The sequence below is a fragment of the Streptomyces sp. NPDC055189 genome (genome assembly GCF_053606765.1).
In genome coordinates, this window is the sequence record NZ_JBSGSG010000025.1 from 54244 (window position 1) to 75391 (window position 21148).

The 21148-nt window shown below is 69.3% G+C and carries 21 protein-coding genes and 5 tRNA genes; 19 read left to right on the forward strand and 7 right to left on the reverse strand.

Annotation, left to right across the window (positions count from 1 at the left end; all coding sequences use genetic code 11):
• The first annotated feature begins 78 nt into the window (after positions 1 to 78).
• From ACWFR3_RS19890 to ACWFR3_RS19925, 8 genes are all read left to right on the forward strand, one after another.
• The gene (locus tag ACWFR3_RS19890; protein ID WP_453735911.1) at positions 79 to 867 is read left to right on the forward strand and encodes a fumarylacetoacetate hydrolase family protein; all 789 of its coding nucleotides are present in this window, start codon (positions 79 to 81) and stop codon (positions 865 to 867) included.
• A complete protein-coding gene (gene gltX, locus ACWFR3_RS19895) occupies positions 860 to 2341 on the forward strand; it encodes a glutamate--tRNA ligase (RefSeq protein WP_453735912.1) in 1482 nt (493 codons plus the stop codon). The genes ACWFR3_RS19890 and gltX overlap by 8 nt, the downstream gene beginning before the upstream one ends.
• 101 nt (positions 2342 to 2442) lie before the next feature.
• Positions 2443 to 3168: an HAD family hydrolase gene (locus ACWFR3_RS19900; RefSeq protein WP_453735913.1), complete on the forward strand. Its 726-nt coding sequence runs from the start codon at positions 2443 to 2445 to the stop codon at positions 3166 to 3168.
• A gap of 89 nt (positions 3169 to 3257) precedes the next feature.
• A tRNA-Gln gene (locus ACWFR3_RS19905) sits at positions 3258 to 3329 on the forward strand.
• A 21-nt stretch (positions 3330 to 3350) separates the two neighbouring features.
• A tRNA-Glu gene (locus ACWFR3_RS19910) sits at positions 3351 to 3423 on the forward strand.
• A 62-nt stretch (positions 3424 to 3485) separates the two neighbouring features.
• Positions 3486 to 3558 (forward strand) — tRNA-Glu (locus ACWFR3_RS19915).
• 28 nt (positions 3559 to 3586) lie between these two features.
• Positions 3587 to 3658 (forward strand) — tRNA-Gln (locus tag ACWFR3_RS19920).
• 22 nt (positions 3659 to 3680) lie between these two features.
• Positions 3681 to 3753: transfer RNA gene (locus tag ACWFR3_RS19925), tRNA-Glu, on the forward strand.
• A gap of 43 nt (positions 3754 to 3796) precedes the next feature.
• Here ACWFR3_RS19925 and ACWFR3_RS19930 read toward each other — a convergent pair.
• On the reverse strand, positions 3797 to 4459 hold the full coding sequence (locus ACWFR3_RS19930) for a MerR family transcriptional regulator (RefSeq protein WP_453735914.1): 663 nt from the start codon (positions 4457 to 4459) through the stop codon (positions 3797 to 3799).
• Positions 4460 to 4585: 126 nt separating this feature from the next.
• Here ACWFR3_RS19930 and ACWFR3_RS19935 point away from each other — a divergent pair, with 126 nt between their 5' ends.
• Positions 4586 to 5071 carry a DUF4188 domain-containing protein gene (locus ACWFR3_RS19935; protein WP_453735915.1) on the forward strand — a complete coding sequence of 162 codons (486 nt, stop codon included), beginning with the start codon at positions 4586 to 4588 and terminating at the stop codon, positions 5069 to 5071.
• Between the two features lie 105 nt (positions 5072 to 5176).
• Here the strand turns inward: ACWFR3_RS19935 and ndgR are convergent, their stop codons facing one another.
• Positions 5177 to 5896 carry an IclR family transcriptional regulator NdgR gene (gene ndgR, locus ACWFR3_RS19940; protein WP_190084720.1) on the reverse strand — a complete coding sequence of 240 codons (720 nt, stop codon included), beginning with the start codon at positions 5894 to 5896 and terminating at the stop codon, positions 5177 to 5179.
• A gap of 179 nt (positions 5897 to 6075) precedes the next feature.
• Between ndgR and leuC the strand changes: the two genes are divergently transcribed.
• The 4 genes from leuC (at position 6076) to ACWFR3_RS19960 (ending at position 9455) form a co-directional block, all read left to right on the forward strand.
• The gene (gene leuC / locus ACWFR3_RS19945; RefSeq protein WP_453735916.1) at positions 6076 to 7509 is read left to right on the forward strand and encodes a 3-isopropylmalate dehydratase large subunit; all 1434 of its coding nucleotides are present in this window, start codon (positions 6076 to 6078) and stop codon (positions 7507 to 7509) included.
• 5 nt (positions 7510 to 7514) lie between these two features.
• Positions 7515 to 8108 (forward strand): 3-isopropylmalate dehydratase small subunit, encoded by a 594-nt coding sequence (leuD, locus tag ACWFR3_RS19950; RefSeq protein ID WP_453735917.1) that lies wholly within the window; start codon positions 7515 to 7517, stop codon positions 8106 to 8108.
• A gap of 250 nt (positions 8109 to 8358) precedes the next feature.
• Complete coding sequence (locus ACWFR3_RS19955; RefSeq protein ID WP_453735918.1) at positions 8359 to 8595, forward strand: SCO5555 family protein; 237 nt, start codon at positions 8359 to 8361, stop codon at positions 8593 to 8595.
• Positions 8596 to 8768: 173 nt separating this feature from the next.
• On the forward strand, positions 8769 to 9455 hold the full coding sequence (locus ACWFR3_RS19960; RefSeq protein ID WP_453735919.1) for an HU family DNA-binding protein: 687 nt from the start codon (positions 8769 to 8771) through the stop codon (positions 9453 to 9455).
• A 118-nt stretch (positions 9456 to 9573) separates the two neighbouring features.
• Here ACWFR3_RS19960 and ACWFR3_RS19965 read toward each other — a convergent pair whose 3' ends face one another.
• Positions 9574 to 9777: a hypothetical protein gene (locus ACWFR3_RS19965; protein ID WP_190084725.1), complete on the reverse strand. Its 204-nt coding sequence runs from the start codon at positions 9775 to 9777 to the stop codon at positions 9574 to 9576.
• 13 nt (positions 9778 to 9790) lie between these two features.
• Positions 9791 to 10426, reverse strand: coding sequence for a 2-phospho-L-lactate guanylyltransferase (gene cofC, locus ACWFR3_RS19970; protein WP_453735946.1), 636 nt, complete (start codon positions 10424 to 10426; stop codon positions 9791 to 9793).
• 147 nt (positions 10427 to 10573) lie between these two features.
• Between cofC and ACWFR3_RS19975 the strand changes: the two genes are divergently transcribed.
• From ACWFR3_RS19975 to ACWFR3_RS19985, 3 genes are read left to right on the forward strand one after another with little or no spacing between them, the layout of a single operon-like run.
• Positions 10574 to 11365 (forward strand): lysophospholipid acyltransferase family protein, encoded by a 792-nt coding sequence (locus ACWFR3_RS19975; RefSeq protein ID WP_453735920.1) that lies wholly within the window; start codon positions 10574 to 10576, stop codon positions 11363 to 11365.
• Positions 11362 to 12372, forward strand: coding sequence for an NAD(P)H-dependent glycerol-3-phosphate dehydrogenase (locus ACWFR3_RS19980; protein WP_453735921.1), 1011 nt, complete (start codon positions 11362 to 11364; stop codon positions 12370 to 12372). The genes ACWFR3_RS19975 and ACWFR3_RS19980 overlap by 4 nt, the downstream gene beginning before the upstream one ends.
• A gap of 34 nt (positions 12373 to 12406) precedes the next feature.
• Positions 12407 to 13585 (forward strand): D-alanine--D-alanine ligase family protein, encoded by a 1179-nt coding sequence (locus ACWFR3_RS19985; RefSeq protein ID WP_453735922.1) that lies wholly within the window; start codon positions 12407 to 12409, stop codon positions 13583 to 13585.
• Positions 13586 to 13610: 25 nt separating this feature from the next.
• Here the strand turns inward: ACWFR3_RS19985 and ACWFR3_RS19990 are convergent, their stop codons facing one another.
• Together ACWFR3_RS19990 and ACWFR3_RS19995 are read right to left on the reverse strand one after the other, a co-directional pair.
• Complete coding sequence (locus ACWFR3_RS19990) at positions 13611 to 14099, reverse strand: DUF3515 domain-containing protein (protein WP_453735947.1); 489 nt, start codon at positions 14097 to 14099, stop codon at positions 13611 to 13613.
• Positions 14100 to 14122: 23 nt separating this feature from the next.
• A complete protein-coding gene (locus ACWFR3_RS19995; RefSeq protein ID WP_016642988.1) occupies positions 14123 to 14356 on the reverse strand; it encodes an Lrp/AsnC family transcriptional regulator in 234 nt (77 codons plus the stop codon).
• Between the two features lie 209 nt (positions 14357 to 14565).
• Here ACWFR3_RS19995 and ACWFR3_RS20000 point away from each other — a divergent pair, with 209 nt between their 5' ends.
• The gene (locus tag ACWFR3_RS20000; protein WP_453735923.1) at positions 14566 to 15534 is read left to right on the forward strand and encodes a thiamine-phosphate kinase; all 969 of its coding nucleotides are present in this window, start codon (positions 14566 to 14568) and stop codon (positions 15532 to 15534) included.
• Positions 15535 to 15730: 196 nt separating this feature from the next.
• On the opposite strand, the gene rpmB is transcribed toward ACWFR3_RS20000, so the two are convergent.
• Positions 15731 to 15916, reverse strand: coding sequence for a 50S ribosomal protein L28 (rpmB, locus tag ACWFR3_RS20005; RefSeq protein WP_160507429.1), 186 nt, complete (start codon positions 15914 to 15916; stop codon positions 15731 to 15733).
• Between the two features lie 218 nt (positions 15917 to 16134).
• Here rpmB and ACWFR3_RS20010 point away from each other — a divergent pair, with 218 nt between their 5' ends.
• Together ACWFR3_RS20010 and ACWFR3_RS20015 are read left to right on the forward strand one after the other, a co-directional pair.
• Complete coding sequence (locus ACWFR3_RS20010; protein ID WP_453735924.1) at positions 16135 to 17805, forward strand: DAK2 domain-containing protein; 1671 nt, start codon at positions 16135 to 16137, stop codon at positions 17803 to 17805.
• A 71-nt stretch (positions 17806 to 17876) separates the two neighbouring features.
• Positions 17877 to 21092: a helicase-related protein gene (locus tag ACWFR3_RS20015; RefSeq protein WP_453735925.1), complete on the forward strand. Its 3216-nt coding sequence runs from the start codon at positions 17877 to 17879 to the stop codon at positions 21090 to 21092.
• The last annotated feature ends 56 nt before the right edge of the window (positions 21093 to 21148 follow it).

A 21148-nucleotide genomic window follows, 5' to 3' on the forward strand; every position in this document is an offset into this window, starting at 1 on the left:
CCGGTCGCACGCGGGCCGCAGGCCACCGCGTTAGCCTGGGGTGTCAAACTCTCTCCCCTCCAGCAAAGGGCACCGCTCTTGCGCATCGCCAGGTTCTCCATCGACGGCAACGTCGCCTTCGGCGCGGTCGAGGGCGAAAGTCCCCCCGGAACGACCGACGGGCTCGTCCTCGACATCATCAAGGGCATCCCGTTCGCGGACTTCGAGCTCTCCGGCACGAAGGTCCCGCTGAGCAAGGTCAGGCTGCTGCCCCCGGTGCTCCCCAACAAGGTCGTGGGCATCGGCCGCAACTACGCGGAGCACGCGAAGGAGCTCGGCAACGAGGTCCCCGAGATCCCGGTCGCCTTCTTCAAGCCGTCCACCTCGGTCATCGGCCCCGGCGACTCCATCGCGTACCCCTCCTTCTCGCAGGAGGTGCACTACGAGGCCGAGCTCGCCGTGGTCATCGGCCGCATGTGCCGCGAGGTCCCGCGCGAGCGCGCCCGTGACGTCATCCTCGGCTACACCTGCGCGAACGACGTCACCGCGCGTGACGTGCAGCAGCGCGAGAAGCAGTGGGCCAGGGCCAAGGGCTTCGACTCCTCCTGCCCGCTCGGCCCCTGGGTGGAGACCGACCTCGACCCCTCGGACCTCACCATCCAGTGCACGGTCAACGGCGAACAGCGCCAGCTGGGGCGCACGACCGACATGGTCCGCTCCATCGAGGACCTGATCGTGCACATCTCCGAGGCCATGACGCTGCTCCCGGGCGACGTCATCCTCACGGGCACCCCGGCAGGGGTCGGCCCCCTCAACGTCGGCGACGAGGTCGCCGTCACCATCGAAGGCATCGGCACTCTCACCAACAAGGTGATCAAGCGTGGCTAACGCGACTCCCGTACGCGTACGTTTCTGTCCCTCGCCGACCGGCAACCCCCACGTGGGCCTGGTCCGCACCGCTCTCTTCAACTGGGCCTACGCCCGGCACAACGAGGGCTCCCTGGTCTTCCGCATCGAGGACACCGACGCGGCTCGCGACTCGGAGGAGTCGTACGAGCAGCTGCTCGAGGCGATGCGCTGGCTGGGCTTCGACTGGGACGAGGGCCCCGAGGTCGGCGGCCCGCACGCGCCGTACCGCCAGTCGCAGCGCATGGACATCTACCGGGATGTCGCGCAGAAGCTCCTGGACGCGGGCCGCGCGTACTACTGCTACTGCTCCACGGAGGAGCTCGACGCCCGCCGCGAGGCCGCCCGCGCCGCCGGCAAGGCGTCCGGCTACGACGGCCACTGCCGCGACCTGACCGCCGAGCAGCGCGCCGCGTACGAGACGGAGGGCCGCAAGCCCATCGTCCGCTTCCGCATGCCCGACGAGGCGATCACCTTCACGGACCTGGTCCGCGGCGAGATCACCGTCCAGCCGGAGAACCTCCCGGACTACGGCATCGTCCGCGCCAACGGAGCACCGCTCTACACCCTGGTGAACCCGGTCGACGACGCCCTGATGGAGATCACCCACGTCCTGCGCGGCGAGGACCTGCTCTCCTCGACCCCGCGGCAGATCGCCCTCTACAACGCCCTTGCCGACCTGGGCATCGCCAAGGAGACCCCGGCCTTCGGCCACCTCCCGTACGTGATGGGCGAGGGCAACAAGAAGCTCTCCAAGCGCGACCCGCAGGCGTCCCTGAACCTCTACCGCGAGCGCGGCTTCCTCCCCGAGGGCCTGCTCAACTACCTGTCCCTCCTGGGCTGGTCGTTCTCCGCGGACCAGGACGTCTTCACGATCCCCGAGATGGTCGCCAAGTTCGACCTCGCGGACGTGAACGCCAACCCGGCCCGCTTCGACCTGAAGAAGGCCGAGGCGATCAACGCCGACCACATCCGCATGCTGGACGTGAAGGCGTTCGCGGCGGCCTGTGAGCCGTGGCTGAAGGCCCCGCACGCCAACTGGGCCCCCGAGGCGTTCGACCAGGCGGCCTGGGAGGCCATCGCCCCCCACGCCCAGACCCGCATCAAGGTCCTCTCCGAGATCACGGAGAACGTGGACTTCCTCTTCCTGGACGAGCCCGTCGAGGACGAGGCGTCCTGGACGAAGGCCATGGGCAAGGGCGACCCGGCCGCGCTCCTGACGACGGCCCGCGCCAAGCTCGACGCCGCCGACTGGACGTCCCCCGAGTCCCTCAAGGAGGCCGTCCTGGCCGCCGGCGAGGAGCACGGCCTGAAGCTCGGCAAGGCCCAGGCCCCGGTCCGCGTTGCGGTCACCGGCCGCACGGTCGGCCTGCCCCTCTTCGAGTCCCTGGAGATCCTGGGCAAGGAGAAGTCGCTGACCCGCATCGACGCGGCCCTGGCGAAGCTGGCCGCGTAGGCACGAAGAGCACGAAGAGCACGAAGAGCACGAAGAGCACGAAGAGCATGAAGGGCCCGGAAGCCACCACGGCATCCGGGCCCTTCGCGTACGTTCGAACCATGCCGATCAAAGCCGTGGTCTGGGACGTAGATGACACGATCTTCGATTACGCGGGTGCCGACACCACCGGCATGCACGCCCATCTCACCGCCGAGGGCATCATCGAGCGGTACGAGACCGCCGAGCGCGCCCTCGCCCTGTGGAAAGAGGTCACCGAGCGCCACTGGGCCCGCTTCAGCGCCGGCGGGATCGACTTCCAGGACCAGCGCCGCGACCGCGTACGCGAGTTCCTGGACGACATCCTGACCGACCAGGACGCGGACTCCTGGTACGAGCGGTACCTCGTCCACTACGAATCCGCCTGGAAACTCTTCCCCGACACCGTTCCCGTCCTGGACACCCTCGCCGGTGATTACCGTCACGCGGTCCTGTCCAACTCCGCCCTGATCGTCCAGGACCGCAAGCTGCGCATCCTCGGCGTGCGCGACCGCTTCGAGTCCGTCCTGTGCGCCGCCGAACTCGGCGTCTCCAAGCCCGCTGCGGAGGCCTTCCTCGCGGTGTGCACGGCGATGGGCCTCAAGCCGGAGGAGGTCGCCTACGTGGGGGACCAGCCGGAGATCGACGCGAGAGGCGCCCGGGACGCGGGCCTTCTCGGGATCTGGCTCGACCGCAACAGCGCGGTCCAGGAAGGTCCGTCGGGCGTGCACCGCATCTCGCGGCTCACCGAGCTGCCCCCGCTGCTCCGCGGCGATACCCGTTTTGGAGCGCCGTCCACCTTCGGGTAATGTTCTTCCTGCGCCGCCCGAGAAGGCCGAAAGGTCCGGACAGGGAGACGTAAATCGAAGCAAAACCCCTTGAAGGGGTTGCGTATCGATGGCCTATGGTGTAATTGGCAGCACGACGGTTTCTGGTTCCGTTAGTCTAGGTTCGAGTCCTGGTAGGCCAGCTCGCAGAGCTTATCTGCAACGCCCCCGTTGTGTAGCGGCCTAGCACGCCGCCCTCTCAAGGCGGTAGCGCCGGTTCGAATCCGGTCGGGGGTACAGATCCTTCCCATGGAAGCAGTCAGGGTCGCACCCACTGCTACCGATGCAGGATCGCTAGGGCCCCCGTTGTGTAGCGGCCTAGCACGCCGCCCTCTCAAGGCGGTAGCGCCGGTTCGAATCCGGTCGGGGGTACGCAGGGTCTAGCTGGTCTAGACCACAGTGGGCTATGGTGTAATTGGCAACACGACGGTTTCTGGTTCCGTTGTTCTAGGTTCGAGTCCTGGTAGCCCAGCGCAGTACAGCAGGACAAGCTAGCCCCCGTTGTGTAGCGGCCTAGCACGCCGCCCTCTCAAGGCGGTAGCGCCGGTTCGAATCCGGTCGGGGGTACAGATGGAGAAGGGCCTTCCCGTAAGGGAGGGCCCTTCTTCGTTCATTCCCCTTCGGCTCCGGCGCCCTGCCCGAAGCGACGGTGGGACTCCTCCGCCTGCGCGATACGGCGCAGCGCGAGCAGCACCGGTTCATAGAGCACGGTGAGCGCGACCGCCGCCTGCAGCTGTTCGTCCGGCGATTCGTAGCGCTCGATCAAGTCGAGGTCAGCGACCGCCAGTTGCCCACCGGCGCGTGCGTAGGGCGCCAAGTCCTCTACGGCGCACGGATATCCGAGCCGGGACAGCGTGCCGACCGCGGTCACCAGCATCCGATAGGCCGGCGAGTCGGCCCCGTACTCCCTGGCGTGCTCCCACTCGGGCTGGTCGAGGAGTGCGTCGACGGTGCGCCGCGCGGCTGCGGTGTGCGCGTCCTCCTCGGCGGACTCGGGGCCGTGGGGGAGTGCCCAAACGGCTGTGCCCAGGCGGGAGTTGTGGTCCAGGTTGTCGTCCTCCAGGGCGGTGAGAACCTCCCGCGCCGAGGCGATCGGTACCCGGCCCACCTGGATGAGCGCCCGGACGAGGCGCAGCCGCCGCAGGTGCGTCTCGTCGTACTCGGCCTGCGTCGCCGTCACCCGGTGACCCGGCGGGAGCAGGCCCTCGCGCAGGTAGTACTTGATCGTGGCCGTCGAGACCCCGCTCTGCGTGCTGAGCTCCGCCAGTCTCATCGGCTCACTTCTCCTCTTGCCGTCCTGCCCTGTGCCGTCCGCCCTCTTGCGCATCTACTTGGGGAGTGGCACTATCCAATCATGGATAGCGGCACTATCCAACGCTCTCTGGATGGGGGAATCATCATGAGCACCAAGCCGATCGAAGGGCGCATGACCGCCGATGCGCAGGGCGGTATCACCGTCTTCACCATCGGGATGCGCATCAACAACTTCCGCGCCGTGCGCAGCTGGTGGCCCGTCTTCCGCGCGATGCCGAGGATGCTCAAGGAGCTGTCGGAGGATCGGGGGAGCGGCATGCTGGGATATCAGCTGCTGATGGGCGGGCCGCGGCTGCTGTACGTCGTCCAGTACTGGGAGTCGACACCGAAGCTGCTCGCCTACGCGTCCGACCAGGGCAAGGAACACCGGCCCGCCTGGGCCGCCTTCAACCGGCGGCTGCGGGAGGGCAAGGGGAAAGTCGGCTTCTGGCACGAGACGTATGACGTGCCGGCCGGTGCGCACGAGGCCGTGTACATCAACATGCCGGAGTTCGGGCTCGGCAAGGCCATCGGTGTGGTGCCGGTCGGCCGGCGGGGGGACAGGGCCGCAGACCGGCTCAAGGCGGCTTGAGGGACACAAGAGCCTGAGGGGCACAAGAGAAGAACGCCCGATGGGCCGCCGCGGCGTTGAGGCGGCCCATCGGGCGTTCCGTGTGCTGGGTGCGTGTGGTGCGGGTCAGCCGCCCGTGCGGCGCAGGGCCTCGGACAGCCGCCCTGCGGCGTCGATGATGGCCTGGGCGTGCATCCGGCCGGGGTGGCGGGTCAGGCGCTCGATCGGTCCGGAGACCGAGACGGCGGCGACCACGCGGTTCGATGGGCCGCGTACGGGGGCGGAGACGGACGCGACGCCCGGCTCCCGCTCGCCGATCGACTGGGCCCAGCCCCGGCGCCGTACGCCCGAGAGGGCCGTGGCCGTGAAGCGGGCGCCCTGGAGGCCGCGGTGCAGGCGCTCCGGCTCCTCCCAGGCCATCAGGATCTGCGCGGACGAGCCCGCTTTCATCGTCAGCGTCGAGCCGACGGGGACCGTGTCCCGCAGGCCCGAGAGGCGCTCGGCCGCGGCGACGCAGATGCGCATGTCGCCCTGGCGGCGATAGAGCTGCGCGCTCTCGCCCGTGACGTCGCGCAGGTGCGTGAGGACCGGGCCCGCCGTGGCGAGCAGACGGTCCTCGCCGGCCGCCGCCGCGAGTTCCGCGAGCCGCGGGCCGAGAATGAAACGGCCCTGCATGTCGCGTGCCACCATCCTGTGGTGTTCCAGTGCCACGGCGAGGCGATGTGCCGTGGGTCGTGCGAGTCCGGTGGCCGCGACCAGCCCCGCGAGGGTGGCCGGACCGGACTCCAGGGCGCTCAAGACGAGAGCCGCCTTGTCGAGAACGCCGACGCCGCTAGAGTTGTCCATGCGTCGATACTCGCGTCTCACTCTGTGAAACGCAAGTTCAATTTCCGATGGAACACGTCACCCTGTACATGCGATCCGCGGACCAACGGAAAGCGGTCCACGTACGGCACGAGGGGTACGGGCGTGGACGAACATTCTCTAGTTGGGCCGGCCCAACACAGCCGGTCGGAGGGAAAGCGATGGGTAGGACACTCGCGGAGAAGGTCTGGGACGACCACGTCGTCCGGCGCGCCGAAGGCGAGCCCGACCTCCTCTTCATCGATCTGCACCTGCTGCACGAGGTGACGAGCCCGCAGGCCTTCGACGGCCTGAGGCAGGCCGGCCGGCCCGTGCGGCGTCTCGACCTCACCATCGCCACCGAGGATCACAACACCCCGACCCTCGACATCGACAAGCCCATCGCGGACCCGGTCTCGCGCGCCCAGTTGGAGACGCTGCGCAAGAACTGTGCCGAGTTCGGCGTGCGGCTGCACTCGCTCGGCGACGTCGAGCAGGGCGTTGTCCACGTGGTGGGCCCCCAGCTGGGACTGACCCAGCCCGGCACCACCGTGGTCTGCGGCGACTCGCACACCTCCACGCACGGCGCCTTCGGTGCGCTGGCGTTCGGCATCGGCACCTCCCAGGTCGAGCACGTCCTGGCCACGCAGACGCTGCCGATGGCGCCCCCGAAGACCATGGCCATCACCGTCGACGGCGAACTGCCCGACACCGTCACGGCCAAGGACCTGATCCTCGCCATCATCGCCAAGATCGGCACCGGCGGCGGCCAGGGCTACGTCCTGGAGTACCGCGGCTCCGCCATCGAGAAACTCTCGATGGAAGCCCGCATGACCATTTGCAACATGTCGATCGAGGCCGGCGCCCGCGCGGGCATGATCGCCCCCGACGCGACCACCTTCGACTACATCGAGGGCCGCGACCACGCCCCGAAGGGCGAGGAGTGGGACGCGGCGGTCGAGTACTGGAAGACCCTGAAGACGGACGAGGACGCGGTCTTCGACGCCGAGGTCTACATCGACGCCACCAAGCTCGCGCCGTTCGTCACCTGGGGCACCAACCCGGGCCAGGGCGCGCCGCTCTCGGAGAAGGTCCCCGATCCTGCTTCGTACGAAGACGCGTCGGAGCGGTTCGCCGCCGAAAAGGCCCTGGAATACATGGGGTTGACCGCGGGCCAGGCGCTGCGCGACATCAAGGTCGACACCGTCTTCGTAGGTTCCTGCACCAACGGCCGCATCGAGGACCTGCGTGCGGCAGCCTCCATCGTCGAGGGCCGCAAGGTCGCCGACGGCGTGCGCATGCTGATCGTTCCCGGCTCGGTCAGGGTCGCCCTGCAGGCCATCGAGGAGGGCCTGGACAAGGTCTTCGTCGCCGCGGGCGCCGAATGGCGGCACGCGGGCTGCTCGATGTGCCTGGGCATGAACCCCGACCAACTGGCGCCCGGCGAGCGCTCCGCGTCGACGTCCAACCGCAACTTCGAGGGCAGGCAGGGCAAGGGCGGCCGCACTCACCTGGTGTCGCCCCAGGTCGCCGCCGCCACCGCGGTGACGGGCCACCTGGCCTCGCCCGCCGACCTGACCGATGCCCCTGACGCCCCCGTCACCGCCGGAGTCTGAGAGCCATGGAAGCATTCACCACGCACACCGGCCGGGCCGTCCCGCTGCGCCGCAGCAACGTCGACACCGACCAGATCATCCCCGCCCACTGGCTGAAGAAGGTCACCAGGGACGGATTTGAGGACGGGCTCTTCGAGGCCTGGCGCAAGGACGGCGAGTTCGTCCTGAACAAACCCGAGCGCCAGGGCGCCACGGTGCTGGTCGCGGGCCCCGACTTCGGTACGGGCTCCTCGCGCGAGCACGCCGTCTGGGCCCTGCAGAACTACGGCTTCAAGACCGTGATCTCCTCGCGCTTCGCCGACATCTTCCGCGGCAACTCGCTGAAGAACGGCCTGCTGACCGTCGTGCTCGACCAGAAGATCGTGGACGCGCTCTGGGCGCTCTCGGAGGCCGACCCGCAGGCCGAAATCACCGTTGACCTGCAGGATCGCCAGGTTCGTGCCGAGGGCATCACCGCCGACTTCGAGCTCGACGAGAACGCCCGCTGGCGTCTCCTGAACGGCCTGGACGACATCAGCATCACGCTCCAGAACGAGCCGGACATCGCCGAATACGAGTCGAAGCGCCGCTCGTACAAGCCCCGGACGGTGCAGGTCTGACACCCCCGCAACACCCCCGCAGCACCCTGGTGTACCCCCAATCGTGAACGGTTGGGGGTACATCTGTGTCCGGCCCCCTCGGGGTACCCGATGACCTGAACGGGTGGTCTCAACTCCCTTGATTTCGACGGCAGAAGAGGCTTGAAATCCCCTTGTACTCACTGCGAGCGGGTACCCTCAGGAGGGCGCCGAATGTGGGTAGTTACCCCCTGCGGAGGCGACAACTCGCCCCAGATGGCACAATCGGTGCATGGAACGTAACAGCCAACTCGAGCTCTACGGGCTTGTTGCGGACCAACTGAAGGAAGCGCACTCAAGGGTGCGTGCACTGCAAGTCCCGGAGGGCGTACGGATGGCGCTGACCCGGAAGCTGCTGGTCATTACGGCCGCGGCCAAACACGATCTCGCCGATGCGGCAAGGCGTCTGGAGCGATTCATGGCGGACCTCGACCAGGTTGACGAGGGCCGATTCCCCGAAGACACCTGAGCGACAAGGCTCAAACGGCCCTTCGAGGAACCTTCGAGGAACTCATGGACAGCCGAGTTCGTTGCGGCACAAGGGTGATTAGCCCGTTTCGTGTTTGATTTGCGGTATATATCTGCCTAACGTGCGAAAAAGCCTGGCGAATACGCTCGGGCGAGGTCTCCGAAGGGGAAGACGTGAACAAGGCGCAGCTCGTAGAAGCGATTGCCGACAAGGTGGGTGGCCGTCAGCAGGCCGCCGACGCCGTGGACGCGGTTCTGGACGCAGTCGTCCGTGCCGTGGTCAGCGGAGACCGTGTTTCGGTCACCGGTTTCGGCTCGTTCGAGAAGGTTGACCGTCCGGCCCGTTACGCCCGCAACCCGCAGACCGGGGAGCGCGTTCGGGTCAAGAAGACCTCGGTCCCGCGTTTCCGCGCCGGACAGGGCTTCAAGGACCTGGTGAGCGGCTCGAAGAAGCTCCCGAAGAACGACGTCGCGGTCAAGAAGGCGCCCAAGGGCAGCCTTTCGGGCGGCAGCGCTTCGGCGACCGTCAAGAAGGCGGCGGCCAAGAAGGCCACGGCCAAGAAGGCGGCGGCGAAGAAGGCCACTCCCGCCAAGAAGACCACCGCCAAGAAGACCACGGCGACGGCGAAGAAGGCGGCCACCGCCAAGAAGGCCACCGCCAAGAAGACCACGGCGACGGCGAAGAAGGCGGCCACGGCCAAGAAGGCGACGGCCAAGAAGGCCACCCCCGCCACCAAGAAGGCCACCGCCAAGAAGACGGCGCCGGCCACCAAGAAGGCCACGGCCAAGAAGACCGCGCCCGCCAAGAAGTCGACGGCGCGCAAGACCACCGCCAAGAAGGCGACCGCCCGCAAGAAGTAAGGGCACGAGGGCACTCACGCGCCGGGCCGGGCTCCCCATTGGGAGCCCGGCCCGCGGCGTGTCCGGGTGCGGCTCGATGCGGCTCAGGGCCCTCGTACGGGCTCCGGCGCCACTGGGCTCAGAAAGTCTGCAGCGTCACCAGGGTGATCCGCCGCTGCTCGCCCTCTCCCTCGACCTCGATCCGCACCCGCTGGCCCGGCCTGAGCAACCGCAGGCCGCCCGCGTCGAACGCCGGGGGATCGAAGGGCACAGGGGTGCCGTCGTCGAGCAGCACGCTGCCGCTGCGGGTCTCGGAGTCGTACGTGTACGCGGTCGCCTGCATGGGGGAAGCGTACTCAGTCGGCGATCAGCAGCCGCGCCGCGGCCGTCGCCGTGCGCGGCCCCACGCCCAGCGCGAGCGCGGCCCGCAGATCGTCGCCGGTGTCCACGTCCTGGCGTACGGAATCGACGTCGCCGAGCGGAAGTTCCACGGCGCCCGACGCCGCGTGCCGGGAACGCGACGCCGCGCCGAAAGCGGGGCGCAATTCCATGCCGGGGGCCGCGGACAGCAGTGTCGTCCCGATTCCGGCGGCATCCGCGAGGAATGAACGGGGGAATTGGGCCGCACCGCCGAGCACCCGGGCCAATTCCGGGGGGCGCAGTGCGGGGAGGTCCGCATTCAGCGCCGCGACAGCTGTTCGGGGCCGCGCGGCGCGCACGGTCGCCGTCCCGTGGGCCAGAGCGGCGTTGAGGCCGCCCGCTGGCTCGTCCCGCACGATCCGGGCTCCCAGCGCCGACAGCTCACGCCCGGCGAGTCCGTCGTCCGTGACGACCACCACACTCCGTACCGCGCTACAGGCCAGGGCGGCGGCCACGGTGTCCTGGGCGAAGGCGAGAGCGAGGCCCGGTCGCAGAATGTCGCCGGTGGCGGCGGTGAGCCTGCTCTTGGCGCGCTCCAGCGGTTTCAGGGGTATTACCAGGGTCCACTGCACGGGGGCGGCTCCGTCCTTCGCGTCAGCGCCCATTGTGGCCTGCTGGGAGGCCCGGGCCGTGAGGGCGGGCGTACGGTGTTCTCGACAGACAGGCAGCCTGGGGCGACACTTGTGCGGCCGCCCGGGTTCATGGAGGAAGGTGTCCGAGTGTCCCGCCGCAGAATCGGCTTCTGGTACCGCCTGGCGGCGGTCATCGCCAAACCGCCTCTGGTGGTTTTCTTCAAGCGGGACTGGCGAGGAATGGAACACATTCCGGCCGACGGTGGATTCATCACCGCGGTGAATCACAACTCGTATATCGACCCGCTGTCGTACGCGCATTTTCAGTACAACACCGGACGAGTGCCGCGTTTCCTGGCCAAGGACGGCCTTTTCAAGGACGGCTTCGTCGGCAAGGTCATGAAGGGCACGGGCCAGATCCCCGTCTACCGCGAGACCACGAACGCGCTCGACGCCTTCCGTGCCGCGGTCGACGCGATCGAGCGCGGTGAGTGCGTGGCGTTCTACCCCGAGGGCACCCTGACCAGGGACCCCGAGATGTGGCCGATGACGGCCAAGTCCGGTGCCGCGCGGGTCGCCCTGCGCACCCAGTGCCCGGTCATCCCCGTCGCGCAGTGGGGCGCCAACCTCGCGCTTCCCCCGTACAGCAAGAAGCTCAGCCTCTTCCCGCGCAAGAGGCTCCAGGTCCTGGCCGGCGAGCCGGTCGACCTCTCGCGCTTCTACGACAAGGAGCCCACCCCCGAGATCCTGCGGGAGGTGACCGAGGAGATCATGGCCGCGGTCACCGAACTCCTGGAGGAGATCCGGCAGGAGAAGGCCCCCGGGACCCCCTACGACCCGCGCAAGGCGCGGCTCGCGCAACGACGCAAGGCGGCGGACCAGAACGGTCGGAGCGTCTCCGGGAACAGCACCGAGAACACCACGGAGGACAGCAAGTGACGAACCCGGTGAAGGCCGCCGTCTTCGGAACGGGCTCTTGGGGTACCGCCTTCGGCATGGTGCTCGCCGACGCGGGGTGCGACGTCACCCTGTGGGGCCGCCGCGCCGAACTCGCGGACGCGGTCAACTCCTCGCGCAGGAACCCCGACTACCTCCCCGACGTCGAACTCCCGGCGAACCTCAAGGCGACCACCGACCCGGCACAGGCCGCGGCCGGGGCCGACTTCACCGTGCTCGCCGTGCCCTCCCAGACGCTGCGCGCCAACCTCGCCGAGTGGGCGCCGCTGCTCGCCCCCGGCACCGTGCTCGTCTCCCTCATGAAGGGCGTCGAACTGGGCTCGGCGATGCGGATGAGCGAGGTCATCGAGGACGTCACGAAGGTCGCCGCCGACCGCGTCGCCGTCGTCACGGGACCCAACCTCGCCCGTGAGATCGCCGCGAGGCAGCCCGCCGCCGCGGTCGTCGCCTGCCGGGACGAATCGATCGCGCAACGCCTCCAGACCGCCTGCCACACGCCGTACTTCCGCCCGTACACGAACACGGACGTGGTCGGCTGCGAGCTCGGCGGCGCCGTCAAGAACGTCATCGGTCTCGCCGTGGGCATCGCGGACGGCATGGGCCTGGGCGACAACACCAAGGGCTCGCTCATCACCCGCGGCCTCGCCGAGACCACCCGTCTGGGCCTGGCGATGGGCGCGGATCCGCTGACGTTCTCCGGACTCGCGGGCCTCGGCGACCTGGTGGCCACCTGCTCGTCGCCGCTCTCGCGCAACCACACCTTCGGCACGAACCTCGGCAAGGGCATGACGCTGGAGGAGACCATCGCGGTCACCAAGCAGACCGCCGAGGGCGTCAAGTCCTGCGAATCGGTCCTCGAACTGGCCCGCAGGCACGGCGTCGACATGCCCATCACGGAGACGGTCGTGGGCATCGTGCACGAGGGCACGCCGCCGGTGGTCGCCCTCAAGGAGCTGATGTCGCGCAGCGCCAAGCCCGAGCGCCGCTGACTCTGTGGGGGCCAGCGGGTACCCTCAAGCCGATATGAGCAGCGAGAACCTCCCCCAGAGCCCCAAGGCGACCCCCGAGCAGAGCTCTGAGCTGCCGCTCCGCAAGCCGCGTGTGGCCGTCGTGTTCGGCGGCCGCAGTTCGGAGCACGGCATCTCGGTCGTCACGGCGGGCGCCGTACTGCGTGCCATCGACCGCACCAAGTACGACGTCCTGCCCATCGGCATCACGACGGACGGCCGCTGGGCGCTGACCGCCGACGATCCCGAGCGCATGGCGATCACCGACCGCCAGGTGCCCAACGTCGACGCGCTGGCCGAGTCGGCCGACGGGGGCGTGGTGATGCCCCTGGACCCCAACAACCGCGAGGTCGTCTACAACGAGCCCGGCTCCGTGCCCAAGGCGCTCGGTGAGGTCGACGTCGTCTTCCCGATGCTGCACGGCCCGTACGGCGAGGACGGCACCCTCCAGGGACTCCTCGAACTCTCCGGAGTGCCCTACGTGGGCGCGGGAGTGCTCGCCTCGGCCGTCGGCCAGGACAAGGAGTACATGAAGCGGGTGTTCACCTCCTTCGGTCTTCCCGTCGGCCCGTACCTGGTGATCCGCCCGCGCGAGTGGGACCGCGACCAGGAGGGCGCCCGCAAGAAGATCGCGGAGTTCGCCGGTGACCACGGCTGGCCGCTGTTCATCAAGCCCGCCCGCGGCGGCTCTTCGATGGGCATCACGAAGGTCGACTCCTTCGAGGGCCTCGACGAGGCGATCGAGGAGGCCCGCCGCCACGACCCCAAGATCCTCGTCGAGTCGCTGCTGCGCGGCCGCGAGATCGAGTGCGGGGTCCTGGAGTTCGAGGACGGGCCGCGCGCGAGCGTGCCCGCCGAGATCCCGCCGGTGCAGTCGCACGACTACTACGACTTCGAGGCGAAGTACATCGACTCGACGCCCGGCATCGTGCCCGCCCCGCTGACGCCCGAGCAGACCGCCGAGATCCAGCGGCTCGCGGTCGACGCCTTCGAGGCCACGTCCTGCGAGGGCCTGGTGCGCGCGGACTTCTTCCTCACCGAGGACGGGTTCGTGATCAACGAGATCAACACGATGCCGGGCTTCACGCCCATCTCGATGTACCCGCAGATGTGGGAGGCGAGCGGCGTCAGCTACCCCGAGCTGGTCGACCGGCTCGTCCAGGCGGCCCTCGGCCGGTCGACGGGGCTGCGCTAGCACCTCCCGCGAAGGCCTTGCGGAGCTAGGAGGCGATCCCCTCGGGGATGGTCTTCTTCACGGGGGCGGCGAAGTCCGTCAGCGGGCTCACGCCGCTCCCCGCGCGCTCCTTCGGCAGGGTCACCTCCACGTACGCCTCGCGCAGCGTGGAGGTGAAACGGAACGAACCGTCGTCCTGCTCCTCGATCAGCCAGTTGACGCCGTCCGCCGTCACGCCGTCCGCCTCGGGGTCGTTCATCTTCGGCGGTTTGGCGACACCGCAGCGCAGTATGATCGCCGGGTCTCCCCACCCGGCGGTCAGCTCCGACTCCGGCGCGGGATCAACCCGTGCGAGACCGTCCACCTTCCCGGGCAGCTGCTTGTCCAGGTTCCGGCACAGTTCGGTGACCTTGCTGTCCGGGGTGGGAACCGCGGCCTTCGCCTCTTCGTCTGCTGAGGAGCAGCCCGCGGACGCGATCAGGAGTGCGAGAGCGGGGGCTGAGACCAGGCAGCGGCGCCGGCGACGGGAAATCATCACCGGCCAAGGGTAGACGGGGGCTACAAGTGCACGACGGGGCAGGTCAGGGTCCGGGTGATGCCGTCCACTTGCTGGACTTTGGCGACCACCATGCGGCCGAGTTCGTCCACCGTGTCCGCCTGGGCGCGCACGATGACATCGTAGGGTCCGGTCACGTCCTCGGCCTGGATCACTCCTGGGATCTTGCCGATCAGCTCGGCGACGGTCGACGCTTTGCCGACCTCTGTTTGGATCAGGATGTACGCCTGTACCACGGAACCTCCAGGGCGGCCACGAGGATCATGTGGGGAGAAGGGACGCCACGGTACCGCGTCGCCGCTTCCCGCGGGGAGACCCGGGATCGCTGTGGCGCGCACATCGCGGTGGACGGGCAACAGAAGTTGACGGTCACCTCGACCGTACCTATGACAGTGAAGGCTCGCGACCGCAAGCCGAGCAGCGTGAAAGGGCATGGTGAGTCCCGGTGAAGGGAACCGTCGGCGAGTTGGGGGAGTTCGGGCTCATCAGGGAACTCACCTCCCGGCTCACCTCCACCCCGGCCGTCCGGCTCGGTCCCGGCGATGACGCCGCCGTCGTGTCGGCGCCGGACCGCAGGGTCGTGGCGAGCACCGACATCCTCCTGGAGGGGCGTCACTTCCGCCGCGACTGGTCCACCGCGTACGACGTGGGCCGCAAGGCCGCCGCGCAGAACCTCGCCGACATCGCCGCCATGGGCGCCGTACCGACCGCTCTGCTGCTCGGCCTGGTCGTCCCCGCCGAACTCCCCGCCAGCTGGCCCACCGAGCTCATGGACGGCCTGCGGGACGAATGCCAGGTCGCGGGAGCGGCCGTCGTGGGCGGCGACGTCGTACGCGGCGACACGATCACCGTGGCGATCACCGCGCTCGGCGATCTGCGCAACCACGAGCCGGTCACCCGCGCGGGAGCGCAGCCCGGCGATGTCGTCGCCGTCACCGGCTGGTTGGGCTGGTCCGCCGCCGGGCACGCGGTGCTCTCGCGCGGCTTCCGCTCACCCCGCGCCTTCGTGGAGGCCCACCGCAGGCCCGAACCGCCGTACCACGCGGGCCCCGCGGCGGCCGGCCTCGGCGCGACCTCGATGACGGACGTGAGCGACGGTCTCATCGCCGACCTCGGACACATCGCCGAGTCGAGCAAGGTGCGCATCGACATCCGCTCCGGGGACGTCGACGTGCCCTCCCAGATGAACGACATCGGCCAGGCGGTCGGCGTCGACCCGCTGCAGTGGGTGCTCAACGGCGGAGAGGACCACGCGATAGTGGCGACGTTCCCGGCCGACGTGAAGCTCCCCGCCCGCTGGAAGGTCATCGGCGAGGTCCTCAACCCCTCGGCCCTGCCCCAGGTGACGGTGGACGGAGCGCCCTGGACCAGCAAGGGCTGGGACCACTTCGGCGACAACGGCGACATGGATTAAGCACGGCACGCGTCACCGCCGTCACCGTGCAGAACTCCCTTGGCGTACAAGGCCTTTGGGAGCTGCCGGTGGAGGCGATGCCTTCGGGGCACACACGAAAGAGCCGGTCCCCCGAGGGGGACCGGCTCTTTCAGCAACCAGCTAGGTGGCCGCGCAATGGGGCATCCCCTGCTCATTAAGAGCTTGGGGAAATGCGTCAGCGCGAGACCTTGCCGGCCTTGATGCACGAGGTGCAGGCGTTGAGCCGCTTCGGCGTCCCGCTGACCACGGCACGAACGCGCTGGATGTTCGGGTTCCAGCGACGGGACGTACGGCGGTGAGAGTGCGAGATGTTGTTGCCGAAGCTCGGCCCCTTGCCGCAGACGTCGCAGTTGGCAGCCACGGGTCACTCCAAGACTTCAGATGCACTTACGGGTAATCCCGGCATGCCGGGATCAGTGCAATGATCGTGGGTGGCGTTGCCAGGAGGAATGTCCCGATGGGTATCGGGCAACCGGAGCAGCATACAACGACTGCTTCGGTAGAACGAAACTACCATGTCTCGCCCCGGCCCCGCCCCGGGCCTTTGGCCCTTCCCGGTCTACGCTGCGTCCATTCCGGATGCCCTTAGGAGGCGAGCAGGTGCCGCAGAACCTCGACGCCGTCGCGGTGCGCGCCTGGTGCGGCCTCGCTCTGGACGCCCTGGGAAGGGCCCGCGAGGAGATCGACGCGATCAACGTCTATCCGGTCGCGGACGGAGACACCGGAACCAACCTGTACCTGACCGTGGAATCGGCCTGCCAGGCCGTCGACGCGGTGTTCACGGGCCTCGAACCCTCCCGTCCCTCCCTCGCCGAGGCCGTGCGGGCGATGGCGCACGGCGCGCTGATAGGCGCCCGCGGGAACTCGGGCACGATCCTGTCGCAGCTGCTGCGGGGGATGGCGCAGGTCCTCGGCGCCGACCGTGACACTGATCACGCCGAAGGGCCGGCTCTCGCGCTCGCGCTCCGGCGGGCCGCCGAGTCGGCCCACCAGGCCGTGGCGCGCCCCGTGGAGGGCACGGTCCTGACGGTGGCCGCCGCCGCTGCCGATGCGGCCTGCGACGCCGACGGCGACTGCGGAGTGGTGGCGCGGGCCGCGTACGACAGCGCGTGCCGGGCGCTCGACGCGACGCCGGAGCAGCTCGCGGTGCTGGGCCGAGCGGGAGTGGTGGACGCCGGCGGGCGCGGACTCGTGACGGTGCTCGGGGCGCTGGTGGAGGTCCTGTCGGGCGAGACGGTGCGCCTGAAGACGGCTGCTCAGGGCGGCCACGCGCGCGTGGAGCCGGTGGAGCCCGCCGAGTGCCAGGAGACCCCGCCCGACGCGACGGCCCCCGCCTTCGAGGTGATCTACCTCCTGGAGGCCGACGACACGGCCGTCGCGCGGCTGCGGACACGGCTCGACGGGCTCGGTGACTCGCTCGTCGTCGTCGGCGGCGACGGGCTGTGGAACGTGCACGTCCATGTCGACGACGCCGGGGCCGCCGTGGAGGCGGGCGTCGAGGCGGGGCGGCCGCACCGCATCCGCATCACCCACTTCGGGGTGGGCGACGCGCACACCGCGGGCGCCGCGCAGCCGCCGCGGGAACGCGCGCAGCGCGCGATCGTCGCCGTCGTACCGGGGGAAGGGCTTGCGGGTCTCTACGCCGAAGCCGGGGCGACCACCGTGCCCGCGCGGCCGGGGGAGCCGCCCGCCAGCGGGGAGCTCGTCGAAGCCGTCCGGCGGGCGCACGCGCGCGAGGTGGTGCTCCTGCCGAACGACGCCGAGCTGCGCCACACCGCTGCCGCCGCGGCGGAGCAGGCCCGTACCGAAGGGGTGCGGGTCGCGCTGATCCCCACCCGGTCCGCGGTCCAGGGCATCGCGGCGCTCGCCGTGCACGAGCCGGACCGCCGCTTCGACGAGGACGTCGTCGCGATGACCTCGGCGGCCGGCGCGACCCGGTACGCCGAACTGGCCCTCGCCGAGCGGCAGTCGTGGACCATGGCGGGCATCTGCCAGGCCGGTGACGTCCTCGGCCTGATCGACGGGGACGTGGCCGTGATCGGCGACGACACCACACGCACCGCGCGGTCCGTCCTGGACCGGATGCTGGCCGCGGGCGGCGAGATGGTCACGCTTGTGCTCGGCGAGGACGTGCCGGACAGCCTCGGCGACGAGTTGGAGAAGCATGTGCGCGAGGCGCATCTGGCGGTCGACACCGTGGTCTACCGCGGCGGACGCCAGTCGGCGCTGCTGCTGATCGGCGTCGAGTAGCGGACGTCTCCTCCATCGCTGACCAGCGGATTTCACAGACGTACGCCGAATTGTCAGTGGGGTGGTGTGCAATGGATCTCGTGCCCGCGCTCGAAGAACCCCTGAAGAAAGTGGTCGGTCCCGCCACCGCGAAGGTGATGGCCGAGCACCTCGACCTGCACACGGTCGGCGACCTGCTGCACCACTACCCGCGCAAGTACGCGGAGCGGGGCGAGCTCACCCGCCTCGCCGACCTGCCCCTGGACGAGCACGTCACGGTGGTCGCCCAGGTCGCGACGGCCCGCATCCTGACGTTCAACGGCGGCAGGGGCCAGCGCCTCGAAGTGACGATCACCGACGGCAGCGGCCAGCTCCAGCTGGTCTTCTTCGGCCGGGGCATCCACAAGCCGCACAAGGACCTGCTGCCGGGCACGCGCGCGATGTTCGCGGGCAAGGCGTCCGTCTTCAACCGCAAGATGCAGCTGGCCCACCCCGCGTACGAACTCCTGAAGGGCGACTCCGACAGCGCCGAGGAGACCGTCGACTCCTGGGCCGGCGCCCTCATTCCGATCTACCCGGCCACCGCCAAGCTGGAGTCCTGGAAGATCGCCAAGTCCGTCGACGCGGTCCTGCCCAGCGCCCAAGAGGCCGTCGATCCGCTGCCGCCGAGCCTGCGCGACGGCCGGGAGCTCATCCCGCTCCCCGAAGCGCTCCTGAAGATCCACCGCCCGCAGACCAAGGCGGACATCGAATCCGCCCGCGACCGCCTGAAGTGGGACGAGGCCTTCGTCCTCCAGGTTGCCCTGGCCCGCCGGAGGTACGCGGACGCGCAGCTGCCCGCGATCGCCCGCCGCCCCCGCGAGGGCGGCCTGCTCGACGCCTTCGACGCCAAGCTGCCCTTCACCCTGACCGACGGCCAGCAGAAGGTCTCCAAGGAGATCTTCGACGACCTCGCCACCGAGCACCCGATGCACCGCCTCCTCCAGGGCGAGGTCGGATCGGGTAAGGCTCAGCCGCTCGATTCGCTGGTGCTGACGCCGGACGGCTTCCGACCGATGGGCGAAATCCGGGGAGGCGAGTCCGTCTTCGTGCCCTCGGGAGAGATCGCCGTGGTCGATGGCGTTTTTCCACAGGGCGAGCGTGACGTGTGGAGCCTGACCCTGTCGGACGGGAGCTCCGTCGAATGCGACGACGAGCACCTCTGGATCGTGGGTACGAGTTGTGGCTGGCACCGCGGCCAGCCGCCCAAGGTGATGACGACCCGGGAAATCCGCCTGGACCTGTTCAAGGCGAACGGATCCTCGAAGTGGTACCTCCCTGCCGCGACACCAGTCGATCTAGGGGGTGACGCAGCACCCCCACTCGATCCGTACCTCATGGGGCTGCTGCTGGGGGACGGGTCCTTCAGGCACAACCTGCGGCTGTCCACGATCGACGACGAGATCCACGACGCCGCCGCCGGTGCTGTGACCCCGGAGTGCCACCTGGTCCCCGTGGCCGGGTCCTCGTGCGACTACACGATTCAGCTGGTCCACCGGCCAGGAGGAGTGCGTAACCCTGTCATTCAGGCGCTACGGGACCTAGGACTGTGGGGCCTGACCTCACACGACAAGTTCATCCCCGACGCGTTCAAGAATGTGTCGATCAAGAGTCGGCTGGCGCTTCTGCAGGGGCTTCTGGACACAGACGGCACGATTCAATCGGACGGGCTGAGCATTTCGTTGTGTTCGGCCTCTCTCCGGCTTGCTGAGGACGTCGCATGGCTCGTGCGGTCGTTGGGCGGCCGGGCAAGGGTGCTGCCGAAGAAGGCGGCGTTCAACGTGTCGATCGCCCTGCCCGACGAGTACGCACCCTTCCGGCTCACGCGGAAAGCAAGCCGAGTGAGGGAGCGGCCGAAGTACAACACCTTCCGGCGGGGAATCCGCAGCGTCGAGTTCGTCGGTCGGAAGCCGGTCCAGTGCATCAGCGTCGCGCACCCGAGCCGGGCCTATGTCACGGACAATTTCACGGTGACGCACAACACGATGGTCGCCCTGCGCGCCATGCTCGCCGTCGTGGACGCGGGCGGGCAGGCCGCCATGCTCGCGCCTACCGAGGTGCTTGCCCAGCAGCACCACCGCTCGATCACCGAGATGATGGGCGAGCTCGCCGAGGGCGGCATGCTCGGCGGCTCGGACCAGGGCACCAAGGTCACGCTGCTCACCGGCTCCATGGGCGCCGCGGGGCGCCGTCAGGCCCTGCTCGACCTGGTCACCGGCGAGGCCGGGATCGTCATCGGCACGCACGCGCTGATCGAGGACAAGGTCCAGTTCCACGACCTGGGCCTGGTCGTCGTCGACGAACAGCACCGCTTCGGGGTCGAGCAGCGCGACGCCCTGCGCGGCAAGGGCAAGCAGCCCCCGCACCTCCTCGTCATGACGGCCACGCCCATTCCGCGCACGGTCGCGATGACGGTCTTCGGCGACCTGGAGACCTCGGTCCTCGACCAGCTCCCGGCGGGCCGCTCCCCGATCGCCAGCCATGTCGTACCGGCCGAGGACAAGCCCCACTTCCTGGCGCGCGCGTGGGAGCGCGTGCGCGAGGAGGTCGAGAACGGCCACCAGGCGTACGTGGTCTGCCCCCGCATCGGGGACGAGGACGACGACCCGAAGAAGGCCAAGAAGAAGGCCGAGGAGGAGGCCACCGCCGAGAAGCGGCCCCCGCTCGCCGTCATCGAGGTCGCCGAGCAGCTCTCCCGCGGCCCGCTGAGCGGCCTCAAGGTGGAGATCCTGCACGGCCGCATGCAGCCCGACGACAAGGACGCGGTGATGCGCCGCTTCGCCGCGGGCGAGACGCAGGTCCTGGTCGCTACGACGGTCATCGAGGTCGGCGTGAACGTCCCGAACGCCACCGCCATGGTGATCATGGACGCCGACCGCTTCGGCGTATCGCAGCTGCACCAGCTGCGCGGCCGGGTCGGCCGTGGTTCGGCACCCGGCCTCTGCCTGCTGGTCACCGAGATGCCGGAGGCGAGCCCGGCCCGCGCCCGCCTCGGCGCCGTGGCCGCGACGCTCGACGGCTTCGAGCTCTCCCGGATCGACCTGGAGCAGCGCCGCGAGGGCGACGTACTGGGCCAGGCGCAGTCCGGCGTCCGCTCCAGCCTGCGCATGCTCGCGGTCATCGAGGACGAGGAGATCATCGCCGAGGCCCGCGAGGAAGCAGTCGCCGTGGTCGCCGCCGACCCGGATCTGGAGCACCTGCCCGAGCTGCGCACGGCCCTGGACGCACTCCTGGACGACGAGCGCGAGCAGTACCTCGACAAGGGCTGACAGGCGACGGAGGCGCAGGGGCTGAGAGACTGAGGCCGGATCTTCCCGCACGTTCG